This is a genomic window from Lysinibacillus sp. NPDC093210 (genome assembly GCF_044753985.1).
Lineage (GTDB): Bacteria > Bacillota > Bacilli > Bacillales_A > Planococcaceae > Lysinibacillus.
The window spans coordinates 400,896-424,023 of sequence record NZ_JBIVOE010000002.1; the positions used below are offsets into that span (position 1 = coordinate 400,896).

At 38.7% G+C, this 23,128-nt stretch carries 23 protein-coding genes; 2 read left to right on the forward strand and 21 right to left on the reverse strand.

What is annotated here, in order from left to right; translation table 11 throughout:
• Window positions 1-2: 2 nt before the first annotated feature.
• From rnc to ACIP9C_RS07590, 15 genes are all read right to left on the reverse strand, one after another.
• Entirely contained in the window at window positions 3-767 is a 765-nt protein-coding gene (gene rnc / locus ACIP9C_RS07520) for a ribonuclease III (protein WP_401009494.1), read from the reverse strand.
• 298 nt (window positions 768-1,065) lie between these two features.
• Entirely contained in the window at window positions 1,066-1,302 is a 237-nt protein-coding gene (gene acpP / locus ACIP9C_RS07525) for an acyl carrier protein (RefSeq protein WP_024362063.1), read from the reverse strand.
• 60 nt (window positions 1,303-1,362) lie between these two features.
• Window positions 1,363-2,109 carry a 3-oxoacyl-[acyl-carrier-protein] reductase gene (fabG, locus tag ACIP9C_RS07530; RefSeq protein ID WP_401009495.1) on the reverse strand — a complete coding sequence of 249 codons (747 nt, stop codon included), beginning with the start codon at window positions 2,107-2,109 and terminating at the stop codon, window positions 1,363-1,365.
• Window positions 2,102-3,055 carry an ACP S-malonyltransferase gene (gene fabD / locus ACIP9C_RS07535; RefSeq protein ID WP_401009496.1) on the reverse strand — a complete coding sequence of 318 codons (954 nt, stop codon included), beginning with the start codon at window positions 3,053-3,055 and terminating at the stop codon, window positions 2,102-2,104. The genes fabG and fabD overlap by 8 nt, the downstream gene beginning before the upstream one ends.
• Before the next feature lie 19 nt (window positions 3,056-3,074).
• Window positions 3,075-4,067 carry a phosphate acyltransferase PlsX gene (gene plsX / locus ACIP9C_RS07540; RefSeq protein WP_401009497.1) on the reverse strand — a complete coding sequence of 331 codons (993 nt, stop codon included), beginning with the start codon at window positions 4,065-4,067 and terminating at the stop codon, window positions 3,075-3,077.
• Between the two features lie 2 nt (window positions 4,068-4,069).
• The gene (gene fapR, locus ACIP9C_RS07545) at window positions 4,070-4,642 is read right to left on the reverse strand and encodes a transcription factor FapR (protein ID WP_340825879.1); all 573 of its coding nucleotides are present in this window, start codon (window positions 4,640-4,642) and stop codon (window positions 4,070-4,072) included.
• Between the two features lie 132 nt (window positions 4,643-4,774).
• Entirely contained in the window at window positions 4,775-6,820 is a 2,046-nt protein-coding gene (recG, locus tag ACIP9C_RS07550; protein ID WP_401009498.1) for an ATP-dependent DNA helicase RecG, read from the reverse strand.
• 378 nt (window positions 6,821-7,198) lie between these two features.
• Window positions 7,199-8,119 carry an L-serine ammonia-lyase, iron-sulfur-dependent, subunit alpha gene (gene sdaAA, locus ACIP9C_RS07555; RefSeq protein ID WP_401009499.1) on the reverse strand — a complete coding sequence of 307 codons (921 nt, stop codon included), beginning with the start codon at window positions 8,117-8,119 and terminating at the stop codon, window positions 7,199-7,201.
• Window positions 8,120-8,130: 11 nt separating this feature from the next.
• Window positions 8,131-8,793: an L-serine ammonia-lyase, iron-sulfur-dependent subunit beta gene (gene sdaAB / locus ACIP9C_RS07560; protein WP_173477792.1), complete on the reverse strand. Its 663-nt coding sequence runs from the start codon at window positions 8,791-8,793 to the stop codon at window positions 8,131-8,133.
• A gap of 350 nt (window positions 8,794-9,143) precedes the next feature.
• Window positions 9,144-10,793, reverse strand: a complete 1,650-nt coding sequence (locus ACIP9C_RS07565; protein WP_401009500.1) for a DAK2 domain-containing protein — start codon at window positions 10,791-10,793, stop codon at window positions 9,144-9,146.
• Between the two features lie 18 nt (window positions 10,794-10,811).
• Entirely contained in the window at window positions 10,812-11,174 is a 363-nt protein-coding gene (locus tag ACIP9C_RS07570) for an Asp23/Gls24 family envelope stress response protein (RefSeq protein ID WP_024362072.1), read from the reverse strand.
• A gap of 572 nt (window positions 11,175-11,746) precedes the next feature.
• Complete coding sequence (locus ACIP9C_RS07575; RefSeq protein ID WP_401009501.1) at window positions 11,747-13,351, reverse strand: M20/M25/M40 family metallo-hydrolase; 1,605 nt, start codon at window positions 13,349-13,351, stop codon at window positions 11,747-11,749.
• A 53-nt stretch (window positions 13,352-13,404) separates the two neighbouring features.
• Complete coding sequence (locus tag ACIP9C_RS07580; RefSeq protein WP_401009877.1) at window positions 13,405-14,781, reverse strand: amino acid permease; 1,377 nt, start codon at window positions 14,779-14,781, stop codon at window positions 13,405-13,407.
• A gap of 158 nt (window positions 14,782-14,939) precedes the next feature.
• Entirely contained in the window at window positions 14,940-15,701 is a 762-nt protein-coding gene (locus tag ACIP9C_RS07585; protein WP_401009502.1) for a dimethylarginine dimethylaminohydrolase family protein, read from the reverse strand.
• Between the two features lie 18 nt (window positions 15,702-15,719).
• Window positions 15,720-16,592, reverse strand: a complete 873-nt coding sequence (locus ACIP9C_RS07590; RefSeq protein WP_401009503.1) for a dimethylarginine dimethylaminohydrolase family protein — start codon at window positions 16,590-16,592, stop codon at window positions 15,720-15,722.
• A gap of 204 nt (window positions 16,593-16,796) precedes the next feature.
• On the opposite strand from ACIP9C_RS07590, the gene ACIP9C_RS07595 reads away from it, so the two are divergent.
• Both ACIP9C_RS07595 and rpmB read left to right on the forward strand, forming a co-directional pair.
• Complete coding sequence (locus ACIP9C_RS07595) at window positions 16,797-17,537, forward strand: IclR family transcriptional regulator (protein ID WP_401009504.1); 741 nt, start codon at window positions 16,797-16,799, stop codon at window positions 17,535-17,537.
• A 208-nt stretch (window positions 17,538-17,745) separates the two neighbouring features.
• Window positions 17,746-17,934, forward strand: coding sequence for a 50S ribosomal protein L28 (rpmB, locus tag ACIP9C_RS07600; protein ID WP_340825892.1), 189 nt, complete (start codon window positions 17,746-17,748; stop codon window positions 17,932-17,934).
• Between the two features lie 119 nt (window positions 17,935-18,053).
• On the opposite strand, the gene spoVM is transcribed toward rpmB, so the two are convergent.
• The 6 genes from spoVM to ACIP9C_RS07630 are packed head-to-tail and all read right to left on the reverse strand — an operon-like array spanning window position 18,054 to window position 23,122.
• Window positions 18,054-18,158, reverse strand: a complete 105-nt coding sequence (gene spoVM, locus ACIP9C_RS07605; RefSeq protein WP_103977638.1) for a stage V sporulation protein SpoVM — start codon at window positions 18,156-18,158, stop codon at window positions 18,054-18,056.
• 18 nt (window positions 18,159-18,176) lie between these two features.
• Window positions 18,177-18,830 carry a thiamine diphosphokinase gene (locus ACIP9C_RS07610; RefSeq protein ID WP_401009505.1) on the reverse strand — a complete coding sequence of 218 codons (654 nt, stop codon included), beginning with the start codon at window positions 18,828-18,830 and terminating at the stop codon, window positions 18,177-18,179.
• Complete coding sequence (gene rpe, locus ACIP9C_RS07615; protein WP_401009506.1) at window positions 18,827-19,495, reverse strand: ribulose-phosphate 3-epimerase; 669 nt, start codon at window positions 19,493-19,495, stop codon at window positions 18,827-18,829. The genes ACIP9C_RS07610 and rpe overlap by 4 nt, the downstream gene beginning before the upstream one ends.
• A gap of 2 nt (window positions 19,496-19,497) precedes the next feature.
• Window positions 19,498-20,382 carry a ribosome small subunit-dependent GTPase A gene (gene rsgA / locus ACIP9C_RS07620; protein WP_401009507.1) on the reverse strand — a complete coding sequence of 295 codons (885 nt, stop codon included), beginning with the start codon at window positions 20,380-20,382 and terminating at the stop codon, window positions 19,498-19,500.
• 11 nt (window positions 20,383-20,393) lie between these two features.
• Window positions 20,394-22,370, reverse strand: coding sequence for a Stk1 family PASTA domain-containing Ser/Thr kinase (gene pknB / locus ACIP9C_RS07625; protein ID WP_401009508.1), 1,977 nt, complete (start codon window positions 22,368-22,370; stop codon window positions 20,394-20,396).
• Window positions 22,371-22,372: 2 nt separating this feature from the next.
• Window positions 22,373-23,122 (reverse strand): Stp1/IreP family PP2C-type Ser/Thr phosphatase, encoded by a 750-nt coding sequence (locus tag ACIP9C_RS07630; RefSeq protein ID WP_401009509.1) that lies wholly within the window; start codon window positions 23,120-23,122, stop codon window positions 22,373-22,375.
• Between the last annotated feature and the right edge of the window lie 6 nt (window positions 23,123-23,128).

Below are 23,128 nucleotides of genomic sequence, written 5' to 3' on the forward strand. Positions count from 1 at the left end.
TATTAAGCCTCCTCTTTAGCAGAATGCTCACGCATCATACGCATAGCGCATTGTGCTGCTTGTTGTTCAGCTTCTTTTTTCGATTTTCCTCTACCGATTCCAAGCTCTTGTCCATTTAATAGCACGCTCGATACAAAGGTACGGTTATGCGCTGGGCCCTTTTCATCGATAATCTCATAATGAAGAAGACCGTTGTTTGTTTGCTGTACCATTTCTTGTAACTGGCTTTTAAAATCCATCACATGCGAAAAAGCACCGACTTCTACTTTTGGGAACACGATTCGTTCTAAAAACGTCACGACCGTTTGCAAATCCTGATCTAAATAAAGAGCACCCACAAATGATTCAAATACATCTGCAAGTAGCGCTGGGCGTTCCCGTCCTCCTGTTAATTCCTCACCTTTTCCAAGCAATACAAAGCGACCAAAGCCTAATTCATTTGCAAAAATAACAAGTGATGGCTCACAAACAATTGATGCGCGCAGTTTTGTTAATTCGCCCTCGCTCATATGCGGGTATTTCTCAAAAAGGTATTTAGAAACAGATAGTTCAAGTACTGCGTCGCCTAAAAATTCGAGACGCTCATTATCCGTAAACAATTTACGGCGATGCTCATTCACATAAGATGAATGCGTGAATGCTTGATACAATAAATTTTTATTAATAAATGTGATATTTAATTCATGCTGTAACAGCTCGAATTGATTGCGTACCTTTTCAGGAAGTACGCCTGATTTCTGCATAGTTCCTTTTCTTCTCATAGCCATTGAACAATCTGCCTTCCTAATAGTTTCTACCGTCTTAGTGTACCTTTTTCAAGGCATTTATGCAAAAGTATTTCGGCTGAAATACAATGTTTTGGAAGTTTTAACGTAATTTTTTAACAAAAATAAAAAAAGGCACGCAAATCGTTCGAAAAACGAACCATTTCGTACCTTTAAAATACATCAAAGCATAAAATGCTTTTGCGATTATGCTTTGATGTAAGTATTACAATGAAATCAGATTTTTAATATACAACCTCAAAAGGCTGTGTTCGAAATCTGTAACATCTGCCAGAGGCGATTAGTTAATTTTACCTTCGATGTATGAAATAGCAGAACCTACTGTTGAGATTTTTTCAGCATCTTCATCAGAAATTTCCATATCGAATTCGTCTTCAAGCTCCATAACAAGCTCAACAACGTCTAATGAGTCAGCACCTAAATCATCACGGAAAGAAGCTTCTAATGTTACTTCACTTTCTTCAACACCTAAACGGTCCACGATTACTTTTGTTACGCGTTCTAATACTGTAGTCAAAACTTTCACCTCCCCTCAAATGATTATATAAAAAATTTATATTTATGCTATAGCATAATATTACATCACCATGCCGCCGTCAATATGTAGCGTTTGGCCTGTCATATAGTTCGCATCATCCGAAGCTAAAAATACAACAGCTTTCGCAATATCCTCTGGCTGCCCTAGTTTAGCAAGTGGAATTTGCGTAAGCATACCTTGTTTTAAATCTTCTGGAAGCTGTTCAGTCATTTCTGTTTCAATAAAGCCTGGTGCAATCGCATTAACTAAAATATTTCGTGATGCAAGTTCCTTAGCAGTTGTTTTTGTTAAGCCAATTACGCCCGCTTTTGCCGCTACATAGTTAGCTTGCCCAGCATTGCCTGCTACACCAACGATAGAAGAAATATTGATAATACGTCCTGCACGTTGCTTCATCATTTGACGAGTTACAGCTTTTGTACAAAGGAATACACCTTTTAAGTTTGTATTAAGAACATCGTCCCATTCGTCTTCCTTCATTCGCATTAATAAATTATCGCGTGTAATACCTGCATTATTAACTAAAATATCAAGTGAACCAAATGTTTTGACTGCTGCTTCCATCAAAGCAGTTACTTCCTCTGTTTTTGAAACACTCGCCTGTACAGCAAGCGCTTCGCCACCGTTTGCTTGAATTGTCGCAACAACTTCTTCTGCTTTTGCTTGTGAGCCACTATAGTTTACGATAACCTTTGCACCTTCATCTGCGAGCTTTAACGCAATCGCACGTCCGATCCCTCGTGAAGCGCCTGTTACAACTGCAACTTTACCTTCTAATTTACGCATTGATTGACCACTCCTTCGACGCTTCTAATACTGCTTCTAATGAAGCTTCATCATAAACACAATACGTTGCCACTGAACGATCTATTTTCTTTACTAAGCCACTTAAAACTTTACCAGGTCCACACTCGATGAAAACATCGACGCCTTGCGCAATCATTTCTCGAACTGATGCTTCCCATTGAACAGCGCTATAAACCTGTTCTACTAATTCCTGTTGAATAGCTGGCACATCTAGCAATTCTTTTGCTTTAACGTTGCCGATAACCGGAATTTGCGGTGCTGATAATGTAATATCTGCTAATGTTGCTTGTAATTGATTAGACGATGGTCGCATTAATTCTGAATGGAAAGGTCCACTTACTACTAATGGAATGGCACGTTTAGCACCTGCTTCTTTAGCAGCGACAGAGGCTTTTTCAACGCCTTCTTTTGTTCCAGAAATAACGATTTGTCCTGGACAGTTAACGTTTGCCACTTGTACTACATCGCCAGCAGCGGTTACTTTTGCAGTCACTTCATGCAATGCATCAAGCTCCATTCCAAGAATAGCAGCCATTGCACCTTGCCCTGCTGGCACTGCTTCGTTCATAAATAAACCACGTTTATGCACTATAGCGACAGCATCTTCAAACGATAACACGCCTGCGATAACTAATGCACCATATTCTCCAAGTGAGTGACCAGCTGCATAATTCGGTGTAATGCCTGCAGCACGTAATTTCTCAGCGACCATAACGCCTGTCGTTAATAACGCTGGCTGTGCATGATATGTTAGCGTTAACTCTTCAGCAGGTCCCTCTAGCATTAATTTAGACAAGTCAAACCCAAGTGTCTTGTCCGCATTTTCGTAAAAGGCTTTACTTTCTTGCGAGTTGCTTACAAATTCTTGGCCCATACCAACCGCTTGAGAGCCTTGGCCTGGAAATATAAATGCGATTTTCGTCATTTCTTATTAATCCCCTTTGTTAGTCAATTTCTAAGTGACGTACTGTATCTGTTATCGTTGAAATAACTGTATGCTCTACCATCGTATTTGCCTGACGTATAGCACTGAAGATTGCTTTTGCATTCGATGATCCATGTGCTTTAATAACAGGCGCTTGTAAACCAAACAAACCTGCACCGCCATACTCTGTGTAGTCCATTTTATTTTTTAAGTCACGTAAATTACTTTTCATAAGTACTGCTGAAATTTTTGTTTTTGTAGAAGACATAAAGGCCTCTTTTAACATTGTAAACAATGCCCCCGCTGTTCCCTCTATCGACTTCAGCACCATATTGCCTGTAAATCCATCTGTTACAACAACATCAGCAACGCCATCGAGTAAATCACGCGCCTCGACATTGCCGACAAAATTCAAGTCCGCTTCTTTTAGTAATTCAAAAGCTGCTTTTGTTAAGTCATTTCCTTTTTTATCTTCTGTTCCGATATTTAACAATCCAATACGTGGCTTTTGTAGACCGCCTACTTTTTTAGCGTAAATATCACCCATAATCGCATATTGCAGTAGATGCTCTGGTCGTGCGTCAGCATTTGCCCCTAGATCGAGCATTAAAAAGCCTTTACCATCAAGCGTCGGCAATGTCGTTGCTAAAGCAGGTCGTGAAATTCCTTCTATACGGCCTACCTTAAACAAACCACCTGCCATTAGTGCGCCTGTATTACCGGCTGAAAGACATGCATCAGCTGTTCCTTCTTCAACCGCATCCATCATTTTTGCCATTGATGAATCCTTTTTACGTCGTACAGCACGTGCAGGATCATCTGTCCCTTCGACCACTTCTTCGCAGTGGATAACTGTTAAGCGATCGTGCATTTTTAAAAATGGGTCGAGCTTTTCTTGCTGTCCATATAATTGAATTTCCAAATTCGGAATTTGTTCTAATGCTAATAATGCACCTTCCACTACTGATTTCGGTGCATTGTCGCCACCCATTCCATCAAGTGCTAATTTCATTATTATTCACCTTTACCTTTCGTGCGGTACATATCAAATTCACCAACAAAAACAGTTTCACCGTTCACAGTAGATATAATCTCTACTTTCGTACGATGGCGTTCATCATCTCTTCCAACAACGACCGCCTTAGTTATAACACGATTTCCGGCTCTTACAGGTTTCACAAATGTAATATTGGAGTGCACTGTTAAGGCCAGCTCATCATCAATAACCGCTACAGCTAATGAGTTTGCCTGTGCAAATAAATGATGTCCACGCGCGATGCCATTGCGCTGAAAAACATGCTCTTCTTTTACATCAAATATAGATAATGCACGATTATCTAGTTCTATATCAATAATTTCACCGATTACTTCATCAATCGGTAAGGATTTCACTTCATTTTCATATGTTTTCGAAGCCACATCTTTAATTCGTTCCCGCAATTCTGGAATTGCTAATTCCATACGATCTAAACGAATTGTTTGAACACTTACCTGAAACTCCGATGCTAGTTGTTCATCTGTGACGAATGGATTTTCCGCAATCGTTTCAGATAATAATCGCTGTCGCTCTTTTTTCGTTCGTCTCAACGTCATTCGCCACCTTTTGAGTTGTTATTAGCACTTGGTACTAATATCAGTATATAGAGTATAAAAAAAGAATGCAAGACTTGTTTTCAAAAACAAGCACTCGCATTCCTTGTAGTACAACATTAAATTTTACTAATCAAATCGATCACCTTGAAGAACACCCGACTTTTCAAGCATCTCACGTAAATATTGATACGTTTCATCATGCCAAAATGCCTCTGTTTCAATCATTTCAGTAGCGTCTTTTCGCGCTGTCTCAAGCGTTCTATAGTCATGTACTAAATCCGCAACTTTAAAATCAGGCAAGCCACTTTGCTTACGTCCAAAGAAATCACCTGGTCCACGTAGCTCCAAATCTTTTTCTGCAAGTCGGAAACCATCATTTGTTTCAGTCATAGATTGCATTCGTTCTTTACCTTCATCAGATTTTGGATCAGCGATTAATACACAGTAGGATTGATGTTCACCCCGCCCTACACGACCGCGAAGCTGATGTAGCTGCGCTAAACCAAAACGTTCTGCATCGTATACAACCATAAACGTTGCATTCGGCACATTTACGCCGACTTCAACAACTGTCGTAGATACTAATACTTGTATGTCACCTTCACTAAAATCACGCATCACAGCATCTTTTTCATCCGCTGGTAGGCGGCCATGCATTAAGCCAACTTTATAGCGCCCATGAAAATACGAGGCGAGCTGCTCATAAATTTCCACTGCATTTTGGACATCCAATTTATCCGATTCTTCAATTAACGGACAAATAGCATATGCCTGTCTACCTGCTTGAAGCTCTAGCTCTAGTTTGGACAGTACTGAACCAAGCTGTTCTTTTTTCATCCAATGTGTTTCAATTTCTTTACGCCCCGCTGGCATTTCATCAATCAACGAAACGTCCATTTCGCCAAAGGCTGTAATCGAAAGTGTTCGCGGAATAGGCGTTGCAGTCATAAAGAGCACATCAGGATTTTCCCCTTTATCACGTAAAATTCTCCGTTGTTCTACGCCAAAGCGATGCTGTTCGTCTGTTATCACAAAGCCTAGTCTATTAAATATTACATCTGGCTGTATGAGTGCATGCGTTCCTATCACAATATCTATTTCCCCATCCGCAAGTGCAGCTAATAATAGACGTCGCTCCTTCGTTTTCGTTGAGCCCGATAATAACGCTACACGTACACCAAATGGCTCAAACCATTCTAATAAGTTTTCAGCATGTTGCTCAGCTAAAATTTCCGTTGGTGCCATTAGCGCTCCTTGAAATCCGGCCGTCACAGCCGCATATAAACAAATTGCGGCAACTACCGTTTTTCCCGAACCAACATCCCCTTGTAGTAAACGATTCATACGATGTGGTTCTTTTAAATCCTTGCAAATTTCATTAACTACTCGCTTTTGTGCTCCTGTTAATTCGTATGGTAAAGAAGCGATAAATGCACGTACCTTTTGCAAGTCAAATTGTATAATTGTCCCACGTTCATTATCCTTACGAATTTTTCGCAACGCTTGAATACGAAGCTGAAAGTTTAATAATTCCTCATAAGCAAATCGCCTTCTTGCTTGTTTAGCGTGTTCAGCATCTAGTGGAAAATGAATGCCTTCAAGGCCATCACGAATCGAGACAAGTTTGTAGGCATCCTGCAAATGTTGTGGAATCGCATCTGGTAGCTCTCCACCAAAATCATCTAACACTTGCCGCATATATTTGCGAAAACGTTTTTGCGGTATCAAACCTTTGAGACTATAAACAGGTTCAAAATCTACTTGGTCTATTTTCGGGCCAAACGTGACTGTTGTACCGTTAATCACTTGTCTGCCTCTATCCCATTTCCCTGTTATAGTCACAATAGTACCTGGTACAAGCTTTTGCTTTAAATAGTTTTGATTGAAAAATACTACCTTTACTAAATGACGGCCAGCGAGCACTGTGACCTGCAAGCGAGATTTATTGCGCCCTAAAAACAACACAGTCGGCTCACGCTCTACTTTACATTCAACAGTAACACGTTCATTATGAGGTGTTTGTGCTAAGTCCTTTAAGCGAAAATCCTCATGTCGATGCGGAAATGTCCACAAAAAATCATTTATCGTTTCAATCCCTAATGTTTCTAAGTGTGCTGCGGTTTCTTTCCCAACTCCTTTTAATTCGGAGACAGGACTGGTTAATTCAGTCACCTTTCACTTCAGCCCCTTTAAATAACGCCAATTCGAATACTGTATTTGTCGCTGTGTACAAATTTAAACTTTTGTTAATAAAAGGAGCCTACCTCCCTTCTATTTAAATCCTTGTTCTCTTTCATAGATTGTTAGCATTTTATATTGCCTATATACAGCACTTCTCTTGTCAACTTTATCATAAAACTTTTATTTCGTGTCGTCACAGTAACTATGAAATGTCGAAGCACACTCATTGTGTTGAAAATTCTGCTAAATTTCATCTATTGCAAAAGAAAGATAATCTAACTTCTTCTTTATAATGCATAGCAAAAAAGTGTTAGATTGAATGTAGTCAATCTAACACTTTCCTTTTTTACCCAGCCACTTATTCATGCTTTACTCTACTGCCATACCTGCTTTTAGTATACTTTGTAAATCACCATTATTAAGAATAGCATTGCTGATTGCTTTTCCTGTTGGCGTCGCAGCTAAGCCACCACGTGCTGTTTCTTTCAAGTTCGGGCTCATCGACTGGCCGATACGATACATCGCACCAATGACTTCATCGCACGGAATACGACTTGTTACACCCGCTAGCGCCATATCTGCTGCAACAAGAGAATTCGCTGCACCCATTGCATTACGTTTAACGCAAGGCACCTCAACTAATCCAGCTACTGGATCACAAACAAGTCCAAGCATATTCTTTAATGTAATAGCGAATGCTTCTGAACATTGCTGTGGCGTTCCACCTGCCATCTCCACGATTGCCGCCGCAGCCATACCAGCAGCTGAACCGACTTCAGCCTGACAGCCGCCAGCAGCACCTGAAATGGAAGCATTATTTGCTACAACAAAGCCAAATGCACCTGAAGTAAATAAATAGCGAAGCATTTGTTCACGCGTTGGATTTAGCTTATTTTTCACAGCAAATAAAGTACCTGGCACAACTCCCGCTGAACCCGCTGTAGGTGTTGCACAAATTGTACCCATTGCAGCGTTCACTTCGTTCGTCGCAACTGCTTTACTAACAGCGTCTAATAATAAATCGCCTGATAGCGATTTTCCTTGTGCAATATAATTTTGAAGTAGAACGGCGTCTCCACCCGTTAAGCCTGTTACAGACTGTACTCCTTGTAAGCCTCGTTCTACCGCTTCTTCCATCACCGTTAAGTTTTGGTCCATCTGTTGCATAATTTCTTCTCGCGTGCGTCCGCTTATTAACATTTCCTGCTCAATCATTAGCTCAGAAATTAGCTTTTCTTCCTGTTCTGCACGTTCTACAAGCTCACGTACGTTATGAAATAACACTTCCATAGAGACACCCCCTAGTTATTAATTCTCGACACTTTCGTAATATGTGGTATTAATGAAATTTGTTGAAGTACTTTTTCCTCAATATTTTGATCAATTTCAATGACCATTAGCGCCGTTAAACCACGTTCAATACGTGAAACTTCCATATGCCCAATATTAACATTGTGCATCGCTAAGCAATTCGCAACATTTGCAATACAGCCAGCACGATCATCGTGAACAACAAGAATGGCTGGCATCCCACCTGTTAGACGAAGTTTGAAGCCATTGACCTCGCTCACTTCAATTTTTCCGCCACCAATTGAAATGCCGACAATAGACATTTCTCCTTCATCATCACCGAACACTAGTCTAGCTGTGTTCGGATGCTCTGTATTTGCAGTTTCCGGAATAAACTCGTATTCTAATCCGGCCTTTTCAGCATGTTCAAAAGCCGTTTTAATCCGTTCATCAAATGTATCAAAATCTAATAAACCACCAATTATTGCTACATCTGTTCCATGCCCTCTATACGTTTCAGCAAATGATCCATAGAGATGAATTTTCACCCATTTCGGTTGTCTGCCAAATAAATCTCTTGCTACACGTCCTATACGCGCTGCACCTGCTGTATGAGAAGAAGATGGACCAATCATAACAGGTCCAATAATATCAAAAACTGATGTAAACTTCATACAAGCACCCCTCTATTCTATTCGTATAATAATTTTACATTTAGTTATATCATGCTTGATAGTTACTATAAAAGTAAAGCACTACATTTATCAACTTTCAGAAAATTAACACGACTATAATTTATTACGTATTTATATTATTTCTTTTTTGTCCACTCTATAAATACACACTTTCCAACAAGTTGATATCCCAGTATTTTCAAAATTAATGTCCTCTGTAGAAATACATAAAACTATCTATTTTGTTCATTTCACGTTATTCCCTACATATTGTATTCCTTTTACCATAAACAAAAGCAGTACACAACTTGTGCACTGCTTCGCCTACTCGTTTACTCAGTAACCTTATATTATTCTACCGAAATAATATATGGATATAATCCTTGTTTACCGTTAAATAACTCCACTTCTACATCTGGATAGTTCTCTTCGATAAATTGGATTAATTCAGAGGCATTTTCTTCAGAAGTATCTTCTCCATAAATAACCGTAACGATTTCAGTATTTGCATCTACTAAATCTGTAATTACTTTCTCAGCAGCATCTTTTAATGCTGGTGTAGATAGCACAATTTTTCCTTCAGCAAGTGCCATAAAATCGTCTTTATGAATTTCTACGCCATCAATAGACGTATCACGCACCGCATAAGTTACTTGACCTGTTTTTACATGTGCAAATGCTTCTGTCATCGTTGCTTGGTTCGTCTTAACCGTCGCTTCTGGATTGAATGAAAGAATGGCAGCCATCCCTTGAGGAATAGTTTTTGTCGCTACAACTGCCGCTTCAATATCCAATAGCTCTACAGCTTGCTCAGCTGCCATTACTATATTTTTGTTATTCGGTAAAATGAGTACTTTTTCTGCGCCTATTTCCTGAACAGCTTTAACAATGTCTTCAGTTGAAGGATTCATCGTTTGTCCGCCTTCAATAACATAAGAAGCACCGATTGAGCGTAATAAGCCAGCTACACCTTCTCCCATTGCAATCGTTACAATGGCATATGGGTGCTTTTCAGCTTTTTTCGCTGGAGTTGATGCTTTGTGATCTTCACCAACAATAGCCGAATGTTGCTCACGCATATTATCAACTTTTATTTTAATAAGGCTACCGTATTTTTGACCCATCGCTAAAACCGCGCCTGGTTGCTCTGAATGAATATGCACTTTGGCAATTTCTTCATCTGAGATAACAAGTAAAGAATCACCTAATGGATTTAATTCATTGCGGAATTGCTCCTCGCTAAATGGCTCTTTTCCTTCTTCCAAACGAACCATAATTTCAGTACAATAACCAAATTCAATATCCGCAGTATTCATAAAATCTTGTGCTCTGTGATGTTCTGCATTAATTAAATCGTCTAATGTTGCATCATTTTTTTTCGGTAAAGGCTCACCCTTTAAAGAAGCTAAAAAACCTTCATAGACAAATAGCAATCCTTGACCGCCACTATCCACAACGCCAACTTCTTTTAAGACAGGTAAAAGTTCAGGTGTACGCTGTAGCGAAGCCTTTGCTTCTTCAGTGAATGCTTCCATCACAGCGATGATATCGTTTTCACTTTCAGCAACTTCAACACCTTTTTTCGCCGCTTCACGCGCAACCGTTAAGATTGTTCCTTCAACTGGCTTCATCACCGCTTTATAAGCAGTATCTACACCTGCTTGGAATGCACCCGCGAAAGCTTTTGCATCAATCGTTGTATCTTTTTCTACAAATTTTCCAAAACCACGGAAAAGTTGTGATAAGATAACACCCGAATTCCCACGAGCGCCCATTAGTAAACCTTTTGATAAAGCTTGCGCCGTTTTCCCAATATGTTCTGATGCTTGTAATTCTGTTTCTTTGGCACCAGATGTCATCGATAAGTTCATGTTTGTCCCTGTATCCCCATCTGGTACTGGAAATACATTTAAAGAATCCACATAATTTGCATTTTGATATAGGTGATGGGCACCCATTTGTACCATTTCAGCAAATTTTAATCCGTCTAAAGACCGCATTCGATTTTGTTCCTCCTCTTACTCATTCGCTACACGAACGCCCTGCACAAAGATATTGACAGATTTTACGCTCATACCTAATGTTTTATCTACTGTATATTTCACTTTCGATTGTACTTGATAAGCAACTTCCGAAATTTTAGTCCCGTAACTAACAATAATATACATATCAATATGTAAATCTTCTTCTTGTTGTCGAATTACAACACCTTTTGCAAAGTTCTCTTTACGTAAAATATCAGTTAGACCATCACGAATCTGATGTTTTGATGCCATGCCAACAATACCGTAGCATTCTATAGCAGCGCCACCAGCAATTTGTGCAAGTACATCAGTTGAAATATCAATTTGGCCGAATTCGTTATTTAATTCAATTGACATAGAAATGCCCCCTTGGCTCTTTTTGACTAAATTATATTGTACCACTTTGGGTATACATTAAGCAACCTAAGTTCCCTTGAAAGCGCCTTGTGTCAACGTTTTTAGCGTTTCATTTCAATCTTCACAATCTACGCTATTTATTGCGAACAAATCTTTATCGAACTAGTAATAGCTTTGCCTGAAGTTATACTAACAAAACCTATTTTTATTTTTATAAATCAAACTTCCTTTCACGCATAAAAAGCTGATGTATTTAAACATCAGCTTCAGGAATTAATTGTTTAAGTGCCTGGCACTTCGGATAGGTACCTAGCATATTACCGTGTCCTACATCGTAAAAACCCACTTCGTTTTCCGCGGGCACGACGTAAGCCGCAACCCTCGCCACGCGCGGTTTGTTGCATCTTACATTACGTGCTTTCCCACAGGAGTCTACATGGATTCTTACTTGGTCAGTCATAAAATACATGATTAGCATGAAAATTGTTTGAGTGCCTGGCACCCCACCACATATTTCACTTTGTTCTGCGTAAAGTGAGCGATTTGTAAAATATACTTATTCTATAAAATTATTAATATAAGCTTTTAATAAGTGTTTCAATCATAACAGGCATTTCTTTAAATGCGCTATCAACATGTAACCGTTCCGTCTTTTGATGTGCGTCTTTGCCGAAAGGTCCAACATTTAGCACTGGTCCTTTCAAATCAGCCATCGCTTCAAAAGGAATACTATACGTATCACCATAAACAGGCGTGTTTCGCTCGAATGCAGTCCAGCCATTTGAGTCATCTGTATAATTGACATAACTTAAATCACAAATGCCATTGAAATAGTGAATTTGCTCAATTTCAATATCAAACGTTTTAGCTGTTTTCTTCATTAATTCAATTGATTGCTTCACTAACGGATGCTCTGATGAATTGATTGCAGGATAATATGGTGGTGCATACAACAGCACTGTTGCTGGTGTTAGCTCCTGACAACGAATCATTAATTGATCTACAATACGAATCGATTTCTCACGGTCATCCCACGATGTATTTTCTAGAACTTGTTTTTTAATGTGCTTCACTTCTTCAGCGCCAAGTTTATTAATAGCATGCTCTAAAACTGTTTCGTAACGAAGCACTCTTACTTCACCAACACCTTGTACTTTTTCACGCTCACAAATTTTATTGTATTGCGTGTTACAAGCAGCCATTGCCTCCAAAGCGACTTGTTCAAAGATTTCCATTACCTCTGTCGCTGTCCGCTTCAACAAAAATACATTGTAGAGCGCAGCTGCACGATATGGTGTTTGTGTCGAATACTCCATTTTTAAATCTTTTAATTGTAAGGATACCGGCAATGGTGTACTTTCGCCTAAATCCGTTTCACTGAACACCGGATTCCACTCCATATGCTGCGTCATATAAGACGCAATATAGTTTGCTGTCATGCCTTTTAAAGGTTCACCTACATGTGTCTCTTTCCCATAAAATAAAGCAGCAGGCATAATTTTTCCTATCGTACCTGAATAAATATATTCATTTATATCAGAAGGTCCTTGCGAGAACGATGGCTCACTATTTAAAAATAACTTATATGTTAAACCATATTGTTCACGAAGTCTTACTAACTCAACTACTGCTGCACGCATACCAGCCGAGTTCACTTCTTCATCTGGTACCGCTGTTAAAATAAGATTGATTGGCCATTGTTCGATACTAGCTTTCTCAATCAATTGCATATGCAAAGCAAGCCCCATTTTCATATCCATCGTTCCACGACCAAACAAATAATTGCCTGATTCTAAATCAATTCTTGCCGCTTCCGGTAAATCTTTTTTATATTTTGGCTCCATCAGCTTGCTCGTTAATTCTTCTGGGCGACAAGCAAATGGCTCAAGCTCTCCATATTCCTCCGTATGAACGGTATCAAAGTGACTAATCAGCACTACTGTTTCCGTTGCCGTTGGATGCTTGTATAACGCTGTTACCGCATGGCGACCTAGTCCTGCATCATGTAATTCTATATAGTTAGGGTTGTCTTGAAAATAAGTAAGCGTTTGCAGTGTATCTCTTAATTTATAAGCAAATTCATTTTCACCTGGTGTTAATGTTCTGCTTTCCCAACTTACAATTTCACATAATAATGCCCGAAGGTTTTCCGATGTATTCCATAAATATTTGCTCATATTTAAAATCTCCTTTATTCGATAAATGCTTTTCCTATATCAGGAGCATTTCATTATGAATTTATTTTCGCTGTCTCATCAATATCTGAAGAAACTGTACTTACTTTACTCAATTTCAGCTTATAAAATAGCATACAAGCAACAAAGAACCCTATACCGTATAATAAGCCGATTCGTTGTGTTGGATCGAATGCTAAAAATACAAGAATGACTATACAAAAAACAATACAAAATAGTGGTATTAAAGGATATAGTGGCGTTTTAAATTTCAAATCTGCCACATTGCCTCCCCCTTTAACATAACGGTAACGGAACATTAATTGAGACATTGCAATACCCATCCAAGAAATTGTCACTGCAATTCCCGCAATGGACATAAGCAATACAAATACAGCGTCGGCTTCCATCACACTTGTTAGCAAAGATAAAAGTGAAAATAACATAGTGAAAATAAGCGCATTTAACGGCACTTTATTTTTTGTTAAACGTCCAAAGTACTTTGGAGCCATTCCCTCTTTTGACATCGACCATAGTAATCGTGTTGAAGCATAAAGACATGAGTTACCTACAGATAATATCGCTGTCAAAATAACAAAATTCATAATGCCAGCTGCATAAGGTACACCAGCAATTTTCATCAATGTTACGAAAGGACTTTCAAGAAGCCCTAGCTCAGATGATGGGAAAATCGCAGACAATACAATAATTGAAGCTATATAAAATACAATAATTCTAAAAAGGATTGTACGTATGGCCCTTGGAATGTTTTTTTCTGGATTTTCTGTTTCACCGGCAGCAATACCTACTAGCTCGGAGCCTTGATAAGAGAATATAACATTCATCATTGTTACAAAAATAATTGTAATACCCGCAGGGAATAATCCTGTCGGTGCTAAATTTGTTAAATGCGGTGCTGGTCGATCTGCCAGAGGAATCCAGCCAAATATTGCTGCCGCACCAATAATAATAAAGGCAATAACGGCAACTACCTTAATGCTCGCAAACCAGAACTCTGCCTCTGCAAAACCTTTCGTTGTTAAGGCATTTAATGTAAACAAAAGCACCATGAAGACCGCACACCAAATCCAAATAGGTACATTTGGGAACCAATGTTGCATTAATATTCCCGCTGCGGTAAACTCCACTCCTGCGGTGGCGGCAGATCCGACAAAGTACATCCACCCTAAAGAAAAACCTGCTGATGGGCTTATAAAACGTGTTGCATATGTTTGGAAAGAGCCTGTTACTGGCATGTACACTGCCAATTCTCCAAGGCAGTTCATAACCATATATAAAATAAAGCCTCCAAATAAATAGCCAATTAATGCTCCACCAGGGCCTGCTTGATTGATTGTATAACCTACATTTAAAAATAACCCTGTCCCAATCACTCCACCAAGTGATAGCATCAACAAATGTCGACTCTTCATAGAGCGTTTCAATACATTATTATGCTGTTGTTCCCCTTTGCTCAAAGTGTTTCCCCATTTCCATATGTTGTCAAATTATTAAATATTCAGTTATTTAGAGGACTAAAACACCCAATCAATTTTTCCCCTACAAATTGATTGGGCATATATACATTTAATTAAAAACGAAGGGATAAGCAGCTTAAGCCGCCGTCATGTTTTCTAAACTCAGACATTTCAAGTTCAATTGTTTTATAGCCTAAGTCATTTAATTTACGATTTGTGTCAGGGTAGCCAGCTGGAATAATGACATAGTCATTTACTTGAATGCAGTTCGCTGAATACTCGTCTTCTTGTGGAATAACAATTTTTTCATATGTTGCAAAAGCAGGGTGATCGATAAACTCTCCAGCAACGACCATACGATTTTGTCCAACGTAAGCAATTCCCGTCTTTAAATGGAAGAATTCTTTTAATGGAATAATCGTAGCTTCATAGCCTTCTTTTTCAACAATTTCTTTAAATTGTCGAGCGCCTTCTTCGTTTGTACGATCAGAAATACCTACATAAAATTTCTTTTCTGCTTGTAAAACATCACCACCATCAAGTGTACCTGGCGCTTCGATGTAATATAGTTTGTCATAGAATTTTTTAACTGCTGGTTCGATATCTTCAATTTCTCGATTACGCGCTTCCGCTCCTGGGTTTGATATAATAGCAAACTCAGAAGTTAGTACTGCTGTATCTTCTACAAAAGTAGCATCAGGGAAAGCTTCATCTGCCGCTAGTTGTGTAACCTCTACGCCACATTTTTTTAAAGCTTCTACATACTGTACGTGCTGCTCGAATAACTTTTCTAAAATAGGTTTTCCTAGATCACTCGTTGTTAAACCGTTTACAAAGCTGTTACCTGGATTTTTTACAATGACATTTTTAAACATTTTTATTCGTCTCCTTTTTTATCCTCTGATTACTGGACAAGTTAGACATGTTGGTCCACCTGTTCCTTTTACTGTGATTTCTTCACCTTTATATTCATAAACTGTAGCCCCTGCATCCAATAACTGCTGTTTTGTAGATGGGTTACCTTCAGGAATAACGCATACTCTCGGCGCAAGTGCCAAGACATTACAGCCTAGCGTGTCATATTCATCTTTAGGTACTTCAACTAACTGAATCCCTCGTTCAATAAGAAGCTGACGGAAAAATACGGGCATTAAACGAGAATGTACTACTGCCAAATCCTTGTCCACCATACTAATAAAGGACATTAGGTGTAAGCATTCCGCTTCACCTAAATCATGAGGAAGCTGTACAACGATAAATTCATCAACAACATCCGCCGTAATTTCCTTAATTTGACGAATGGCTTCATCATTCGTGCGATATCCTCGGCCAACAACAAGTGTACGGTCATCAAGCCAAACAATATCCCCACCATCTGAAACAGCATCGCCAGACAATTCCCCTATGATAGAAATGCCTTTGCTTTGTAAAAATTCTTTGTACACAGTTGCTTCAGGTTGTCTCAAATTCTTTCCAGATTTCAAAATGATCGCACCATGTGGCGTGAATTTAACAGGATCATGTGCATAAAGGGAATCTAACCCTACATGATCTGAAGCTGGTAAATAATCAATTTGTTCAACATACTTCTCTAGAATTGCTATAAATTCAGCATATTCTGTAAGAGCCTCATTATAGTTAGGTTCCGATAAATAGTTGAAAGTTTTCCATTCATCCGTAAGATGCTCTTGGCTTTTAAAAGCTTCTTTTGGATGTTTGACAATTACGTGTTTTAAAGGTGCATACATGGATGAACAATAATGCATACCTTTCACCCCTTTTCCGTGTAGTGGAAAACGTTTCCGTTAAGAGGAAAGTTTATATAAAAAATATATGCGTTTTATGTTATACTGTCAATATATTTAGAAAAATTTTAATATTAAACAATTTCAAAAATGCTTACTTATTCGGAATGAACTAGACGTAAACAGAGAATAAAAATACAATATGATTAGAGGAGGTGGGACAAAATGCAGTTATTAGAACGAGCAATGACAATTGCTAAAGTGTTAGCTTCAGAAGCAGCAGAAGGCAGTTTGTCTATTTCAGAGCTATCCACCAAATGCGATTTACCACTAAGTACATTACATAGAATTTTAAAAGCGATGATAGCACAAGGAATGATTGAACAAGACGAGCAAACGAAACACTACCGCCTTGGAACGATATGGATGGAATTAGGCTTACAAGTGTATGATACGATGGATTATATTAGCAAAATTAGACCTGAATTAGAGCGCCTAGCAAGAGAAGTTGAGGAAAGTGTTTATTTAAGCAAGCCAGCGGGGTTAGATACTATTATTATCGAAAGGATTGATAGTGCAGCCAATCCGATTCGAATTTATGATCAACTCGGTATTCGCATCCCAATGCATATAGGAGCAGCCAATAAAGCATTGTTAGCCTCAATACCCACTGTACAAGCTAAGGAAATTATAAATCAACTAGTCCCTATCGAAGAAATGGCTGATTTAGAAGAACAATTAGATCAAATACGGTCACAAGGCTATGCTATAAGCCACGGTGAACGAACGGCTGGTACTTCCTCAGTCGCTGTAGCTGTTTTTAATGGGTTCGGAGAAATTATAGGTGCTGTTAGTATAGGCTTTGTTAGCTTTAACGTTAGCGACGAACATATCAACTTCCTAATAGAAAGCCTAAAAGAAACAGGAAAACGTGTTTCAACGAAGCTTGGCTACCGTGGGAAGTAATTTATTAAATATACACTGTACAATGAATCTAGTGACCATTGTACAGTGTTTTTTTCATAGCAGATTTTTGTCTGTAAAGGTTTTTTTCTTGAAAGGTTATGTGAAAACTGTTGCACTGAATGACTTCGTATGTTAAATTATTATGGTATGTGAAATACCGAACTGAAATAATAATCTTTCAGCATCAACTGTAAGGAGGGAATACAACATGCCAAAACAATGTGTAATCACTGGACGTAAAGCTCGTACTGGTAACAACCGTTCCCACGCTATGAACGCTAGTAAACGTACTTGGGGCGCTAACCTTCAAAAAGTTCGTATCCTAGTTAACGGTACACCAAAACGTGTATGGGTTTCTACTCGTGCTTTAAAATCAGGTAAAATCGAGCGCGTTTAATAGCCGCTTCTAAAAAATCGATTTCGCATATAGCGTAAATCGATTTTTTTCTTTCATTATTTAAGGCAAACTACCAACCGCCTTTATATAGCTATGAAAAAGGAAAAATCCGACTGGCATCAGTCGGATTTTTTAGCTTCTTTCTTATCTTTTTTAAATAGGTTGATACACGTACGCGTAATGCTACTAACAAATTTCGGCAGTTGGAACGTATATACTTTCAGGACTCTCTCCCCCTTACGCTAATCTATGCTTCTTATCATTAAACATATGCCTTGCGTGAAGGATATAGACCCTAAAGTGCCTATTATTTCATTACTTGTAAATCGGCTTGAACCTAATGAAATTTCTTCATTCGTCGTTTCGTATTTAACATGCCTTAATGTAACCCCTTGAATGGGTTGCTCATGCGCAAAAAAAGACAAATAGCGATAGCGATCATCCGCTTGAATTGTGTGAGTGCCTGGCACCAAAAACTGCAACATATTAGCATGATTAATAATTTTCAACACAAGTAAGGGATATTCTATCTGTAAACGATATATCGAACGAACAGCTGCCTCATAGTGATCTAAACGACCACCTGTAACACCTGTTAACACAATATCGCTAGGGTCATAGGTTAATGCCTTTAATAACGCTAAATCCGTATCCGTTTCATTCTTTTCTTCTCGGAAACGCTGAGCATCATTTGCATGCTCCATAACATATTGATATTCCTCTTGTGATAATGAGTCAAAATCGCCAACAATGGCATGTGGTTTAATTCCTTGCTCAATTAAATACAACGATCCCCGGTCCGCACCGATAAATATGACATCATTTCGCTTAATATACGGCTCAAAGGAACAAAGCTCCTCTTTCGGACCGCCCGCACAAACGACAACAGTGGTCATCCTTTAATCGCAGCCTCACCAGCAGCTAAAATCTCTTGCAGTGCCGCTGTGCGGTCTTCTTTACTGTATATCGCTGAGCCTGCTACAAAAATTGTTGCTCCTGCTTTTGCACAAGGAACAATCGTTTCCGCATTAATACCACCATCGATTTCAATCGCCACGTCTAGGTTACGCTCTTTAATAATTGTTGATAACGCTTCAATTTTTGGCACAACAGAATGAATGAACTTTTGACCACCAAATCCAGGATTCACTGTCATAAATAACACCATATCAATATCCTCTAAAATGTGTTGAATAGATTCAATTGGTGTATGTGGATTTAAAACCACACCTGGCTTTACTCCATAAGAACGAATCAATTGTATTGTACGATGTAAATGGCGGCAAGCTTCTACATGTACTGTAATATAGTCTGCTCCCGCTTTAGCAAATTGTTCAATATATTGATCTGGGTTTTCAATCATTAGATGAACATCTAACGGTAAATCAGTTAGTGGACGAATGGCATCCAACACAATGGAGCCAAATGAAATATTCGGTACAAAATGACCGTCCATCACGTCGATATGAATAAGCTTTGCACCTGCTCGTTCTACGTCTTTAACTTCTTCTCCTAGTTTTGCAAAGTTTGCTGCTAAAATTGATGGTGCTATTTGTATCATGATTAATACCTCGGCTTTCGATCCATAATTTCTTGCATAAATTGTTCGTAATGCTTGTAGCGGTACTCACGAATTTCTCCAGTTTCAACTGCTGCCTTAACCGCGCATTTTGGTTCCTTTAAATGCAAGCAAGCTCTGAATTTACAATCCTCAGCAATTCGTGTTATTTCTGGAAAACATGCACCTAGCTCTTCTTTTTCAATTTCATCAAAATCAAATGAGCTAAATCCTGGTGTATCTGCTAATAAACCGTCACAAACTTCTATTAACTCAACATGACGAGTCGTATGTTTGCCACGTCCTAAGCTTTGCGAAATAATGCCTGTTTTTAAATTTAAATCAGGGATTAACGTGTTAAGTAATGTCGATTTCCCAACACCAGATTGTCCAGCAAGCACCGAAGTTTTTCCCTTTAAAATTGGCTGAAGTCGATCAACTAATTCTTCTTCATCCTTATAGGTTTGAAGCACTGTATATCCCATGTTTTCATAATCTTCTATATAGCTCTGTAATTCCTCACGCTCATCGTCTTTTAATAAATCCATCTTTGTAAGGCAGATGATTGGATGTACATGAAATGACTCTAAAACGACTAGGAAACGATCCAGTAAAATTGTATTGAAGTTTGGCTCTTTTACAGAAAACACTAAAATGCCTTGATCGATATTAGCAATCGGTGGACGTACAAGTTCATTTTGACGATCAAGTATTTTTTGAATTGTACCATCTGAGCCTTCTGTTTCAAGTGTATACTCAACAAAGTCACCGACTAGCGGGGATTCTCCGCGATTGCGAAATACCCCACGTCCTCGACATTGTATGAGCTCTTCGCCATTATAAACATAATAATAGCCACTTAATGCTTTACGAATTTGGCCTTGCGCCATCCAATTCCCCCTTATTTAACGTCATCATAATTAAAGCTTTCTGACTCGATAATTTCCGAGTCACGGATTATTTTATAAGCCGCTTCTTCACCTTCTACGATGACGAGTTGTATTTTGTATTGTCGGTCACTAGTAATGGTAAATTCATCAAAGGTTTTTACCATTGTATGAGTTTTATCTTGAATTTCGATACGAATAACTTGTTCGGCGCCTTCTTCAGCCGGCTCATATGGAATTAAAACATTTTTAATAAATGTTTTCACAGGTTTCTCAGCCGGTCCTTTACTTAAAACAACTGCAATTGTATCGCCTTCCATTAAACTAGTACCCGGTTTCGGCGTTTGTGAAATGACACTGCCCGCTGCGACTGTATCATTGTAATCTTCTCGAACAGTACGCCATTTCAACCCTACTCGATTTACGTAATCATCCATTTGAGCTTTCGTGTAATTTGCAACACTATCTACCGTAATCATTTTTACGCCTTGGCTTATCGTAAATGTTATCGTTGCATCTTTAGCGATAATCTCAGCACCCTCTGCCGGATCTTGTTCAATAATTTGTCCTTCAGGCTGTTTGGAATGCACATAATTTTTTTGGATTAACAGTTTATCTTTTAACAAAGACTCAACTTGACTAATTTGCTGCCCCGTGTAGTCTTCGATTTTAATCGTTTCTACACCTAAGCTGACAATTAACTCTACTTCAGTTCCCTTTACTCGCTTTGCACCTTCTGCAGGGTCTGTTTCAATAACTTTGTCTTTTTCAACTTCCTCAGAATTACGCTCTTGTTTTTGTTCTGCTACAACAAAGCCTTCATCTTGTAATTTTTTTGTAGCTTCTTCCACCGTTAAATTAGCAACACTAGGCACCTCAATTTTTTTCGGGCTAAATAAATCTGTTGCAAATAAAAAGAATAGGAACATAGCAATAACGACTACTAATAGGCCCGTCACATATATTGGCCATTTTTTCTTTTGTTTAACAGGCGCCACTTTTTCAACAGGTTTCTTATTCTTTGCTTCAATTTTCGCTTGGGTGATAGTTTCCATTGCCCTTGTTTGGGTTAAATCCTCACCTTTGCGTATTGGCTGTTCCCTTATGATTGGAATGGCTCTTGTAGCGTCATTATCGATAGGAATCGTAAACTTTGGTTCATTGATACGTGTTGATGATAACACCGTATCTAAATCCTCTTGCATTTCTTCTACGGTCGCATAACGATGGGAGGCATCTTTAGCAGTAGCCTTTAACACAACATTTTCTAAACTTTGCGGAATTGTACCATCAAATGCTCGAACTGATGGTGTCTCTGATTGCAAATGCTTAAGTGCAATGGAAACAGCAGATTCACCAGAAAACGGCAATTCCCCTGTTAGTAATTCATACAACACTATGCCAAGCGCATAAATATCTGATTTATTTGTTGCTGTTCCACCACGCGCTTGTTCTGGTGATAAATAATGCACAGTTCCTAGCACAGAATTTGTTTGGGTAAATGATGTCGCACTTAGCGTCATAGCTATTCCAAAATCCGTAATTTTCACATTACCATCCGCATCCATTAAAATATTTTGTGGCTTAATATCACGGTGAATAATATGATTTTCATGGGCATTGGCAATCGCTGACGTTAACTGCTTCATAATATGCACACTTCTAGCAGGAGAAATTGGTGCAAATTCCTGTATGTACTGCTTTAACGTCTTTCCTTGAACATATTCCATCACTATATAATGCAGATCTCCATCATCACCTACATCATAAATACTTACAATATTCGGATGTGTAAGGCTTGTAACTGAAAGTGCCTCACGTTGAAAACGTCGATGTAATTCATCCTCATTGGTAAAATCATAGCGTAATATTTTTATCGCTACATCCCTATTTAATATCATATCATGCGCCAAGTATACGTTGGACATGCCTCCGCCACCAATGAGATCTAAAATTTTATAGCGGTCACTAATTCGTTTTCCTACAAGCATACTTACACCTCCTCATCTTGCCTTGTGAGTAACACGAGGGAGATATTATCTTCTCCCCCGCTTGCATTGGCTAATTCCACAAGTTTTCGTCCTTTTTCTTCAATTAAATCTGGATAGGTAATGATAGATGCCATTTCATACACTGACAGTTTATTGCTTAAACCGTCAGAGCAAATTAGTAAATACGAGTCTGGCGCTAGCTCTACTTCATAAAAGTCTGGCTCAATAGTTTCCTCTGTTCCAACAGCTTTTAAAATGAAATTTTTCTTCGGATGCGTCAACGCTTCCTCTTCGCTAATTTCACCATTTTCAAGTAGAACATTAACGTAAGAATGATCTCTTGTTATTTGTTGTGCGCCATCATCAAAGAAATAATACACGCGACTATCACCAACATGCGCAATGAAGCAATAATTCCCTTCAATTAACACGGCAATAAACGTTGTACCCATTCCTTTACAGTCTTCGTGTGATAAAGAATAGTCGAATATATTTTTATTCAATTGCTTAACTGATTGTAGTAACCATTCTTTTTTTGATGTCATAGTTGCAAAATGATGTGTCTCTGCTTGTAAAAAAACGGTCTCCATTTGTTTCATTGCCATATCACTCGCCACATCGCCAGCATTATGTCCACCCATGCCATCCGCTACAAGTGCTAGTGCAAGCCCATCTGGTCGTTTAAAAAATGCAGCTCGATCTTCATTAATTGCTCGTTTTAAACCAATATCACTTTCGACTGTGTATTCCATCACTGG

Excerpts from the sequence above, each read along its gene's own strand:
- rnc (WP_401009494.1), bottom strand. The coding sequence starts at position 767 with ATGGCTATGAGAAGAAAAGGAACTATGCAGAAATCAGGCGTACTTCCT.
- fabG (WP_401009495.1), bottom strand. The coding sequence starts at position 2,109 with ATGCGTAAATTAGAAGGTAAAGTTGCAGTTGTAACAGGCGCTTCACGA.
- fabD (WP_401009496.1), bottom strand. The coding sequence starts at position 3,055 with ATGACGAAAATCGCATTTATATTTCCAGGCCAAGGCTCTCAAGCGGTT.
- plsX (WP_401009497.1), bottom strand. The coding sequence starts at position 4,067 with ATGAAATTAGCACTTGATGGAATGGGTGGCGACAATGCACCGAAATCA.
- sdaAA (WP_401009499.1), bottom strand. The coding sequence starts at position 8,119 with ATGGAAGTGTTATTTCATAACGTACGTGAGCTTGTAGAACGTGCAGAA.
- sdaAB (WP_173477792.1), bottom strand. The coding sequence starts at position 8,793 with ATGAAGTTTACATCAGTTTTTGATATTATTGGACCTGTTATGATTGGT.
- ACIP9C_RS07565 (WP_401009500.1), bottom strand. The coding sequence starts at position 10,793 with ATGCGGTCTTTAGACGGATTAAAATTTGCTGAAATGGTACAAATGGGT.
- ACIP9C_RS07570 (WP_024362072.1), bottom strand. The coding sequence starts at position 11,174 with ATGTCAATTGAATTAAATAACGAATTCGGCCAAATTGATATTTCAACT.
- ACIP9C_RS07575 (WP_401009501.1), bottom strand. The coding sequence starts at position 13,351 with ATGAGCAAATATTTATGGAATACATCGGAAAACCTTCGGGCATTATTA.
- ACIP9C_RS07580 (WP_401009877.1), bottom strand. The coding sequence starts at position 14,781 with ATGAAGAGTCGACATTTGTTGATGCTATCACTTGGTGGAGTGATTGGG.
- ACIP9C_RS07585 (WP_401009502.1), bottom strand. The coding sequence starts at position 15,701 with ATGTTTAAAAATGTCATTGTAAAAAATCCAGGTAACAGCTTTGTAAAC.
- ACIP9C_RS07590 (WP_401009503.1), bottom strand. The coding sequence starts at position 16,592 with ATGCATTATTGTTCATCCATGTATGCACCTTTAAAACACGTAATTGTC.
- ACIP9C_RS07595 (WP_401009504.1), top strand. The coding sequence starts at position 16,797 with ATGCAGTTATTAGAACGAGCAATGACAATTGCTAAAGTGTTAGCTTCA.
- rpmB (WP_340825892.1), top strand. The coding sequence starts at position 17,746 with ATGCCAAAACAATGTGTAATCACTGGACGTAAAGCTCGTACTGGTAAC.
- ACIP9C_RS07610 (WP_401009505.1), bottom strand. The coding sequence starts at position 18,830 with ATGACCACTGTTGTCGTTTGTGCGGGCGGTCCGAAAGAGGAGCTTTGT.
- rpe (WP_401009506.1), bottom strand. The coding sequence starts at position 19,495 with ATGATACAAATAGCACCATCAATTTTAGCAGCAAACTTTGCAAAACTA.
- rsgA (WP_401009507.1), bottom strand. The coding sequence starts at position 20,382 with ATGGCGCAAGGCCAAATTCGTAAAGCATTAAGTGGCTATTATTATGTT.
- pknB (WP_401009508.1), bottom strand. The coding sequence starts at position 22,370 with ATGCTTGTAGGAAAACGAATTAGTGACCGCTATAAAATTTTAGATCTC.
- ACIP9C_RS07630 (WP_401009509.1), bottom strand. The coding sequence starts at position 23,122 with ATGGAATACACAGTCGAAAGTGATATTGGTTTAAAACGAGCAATTAAT.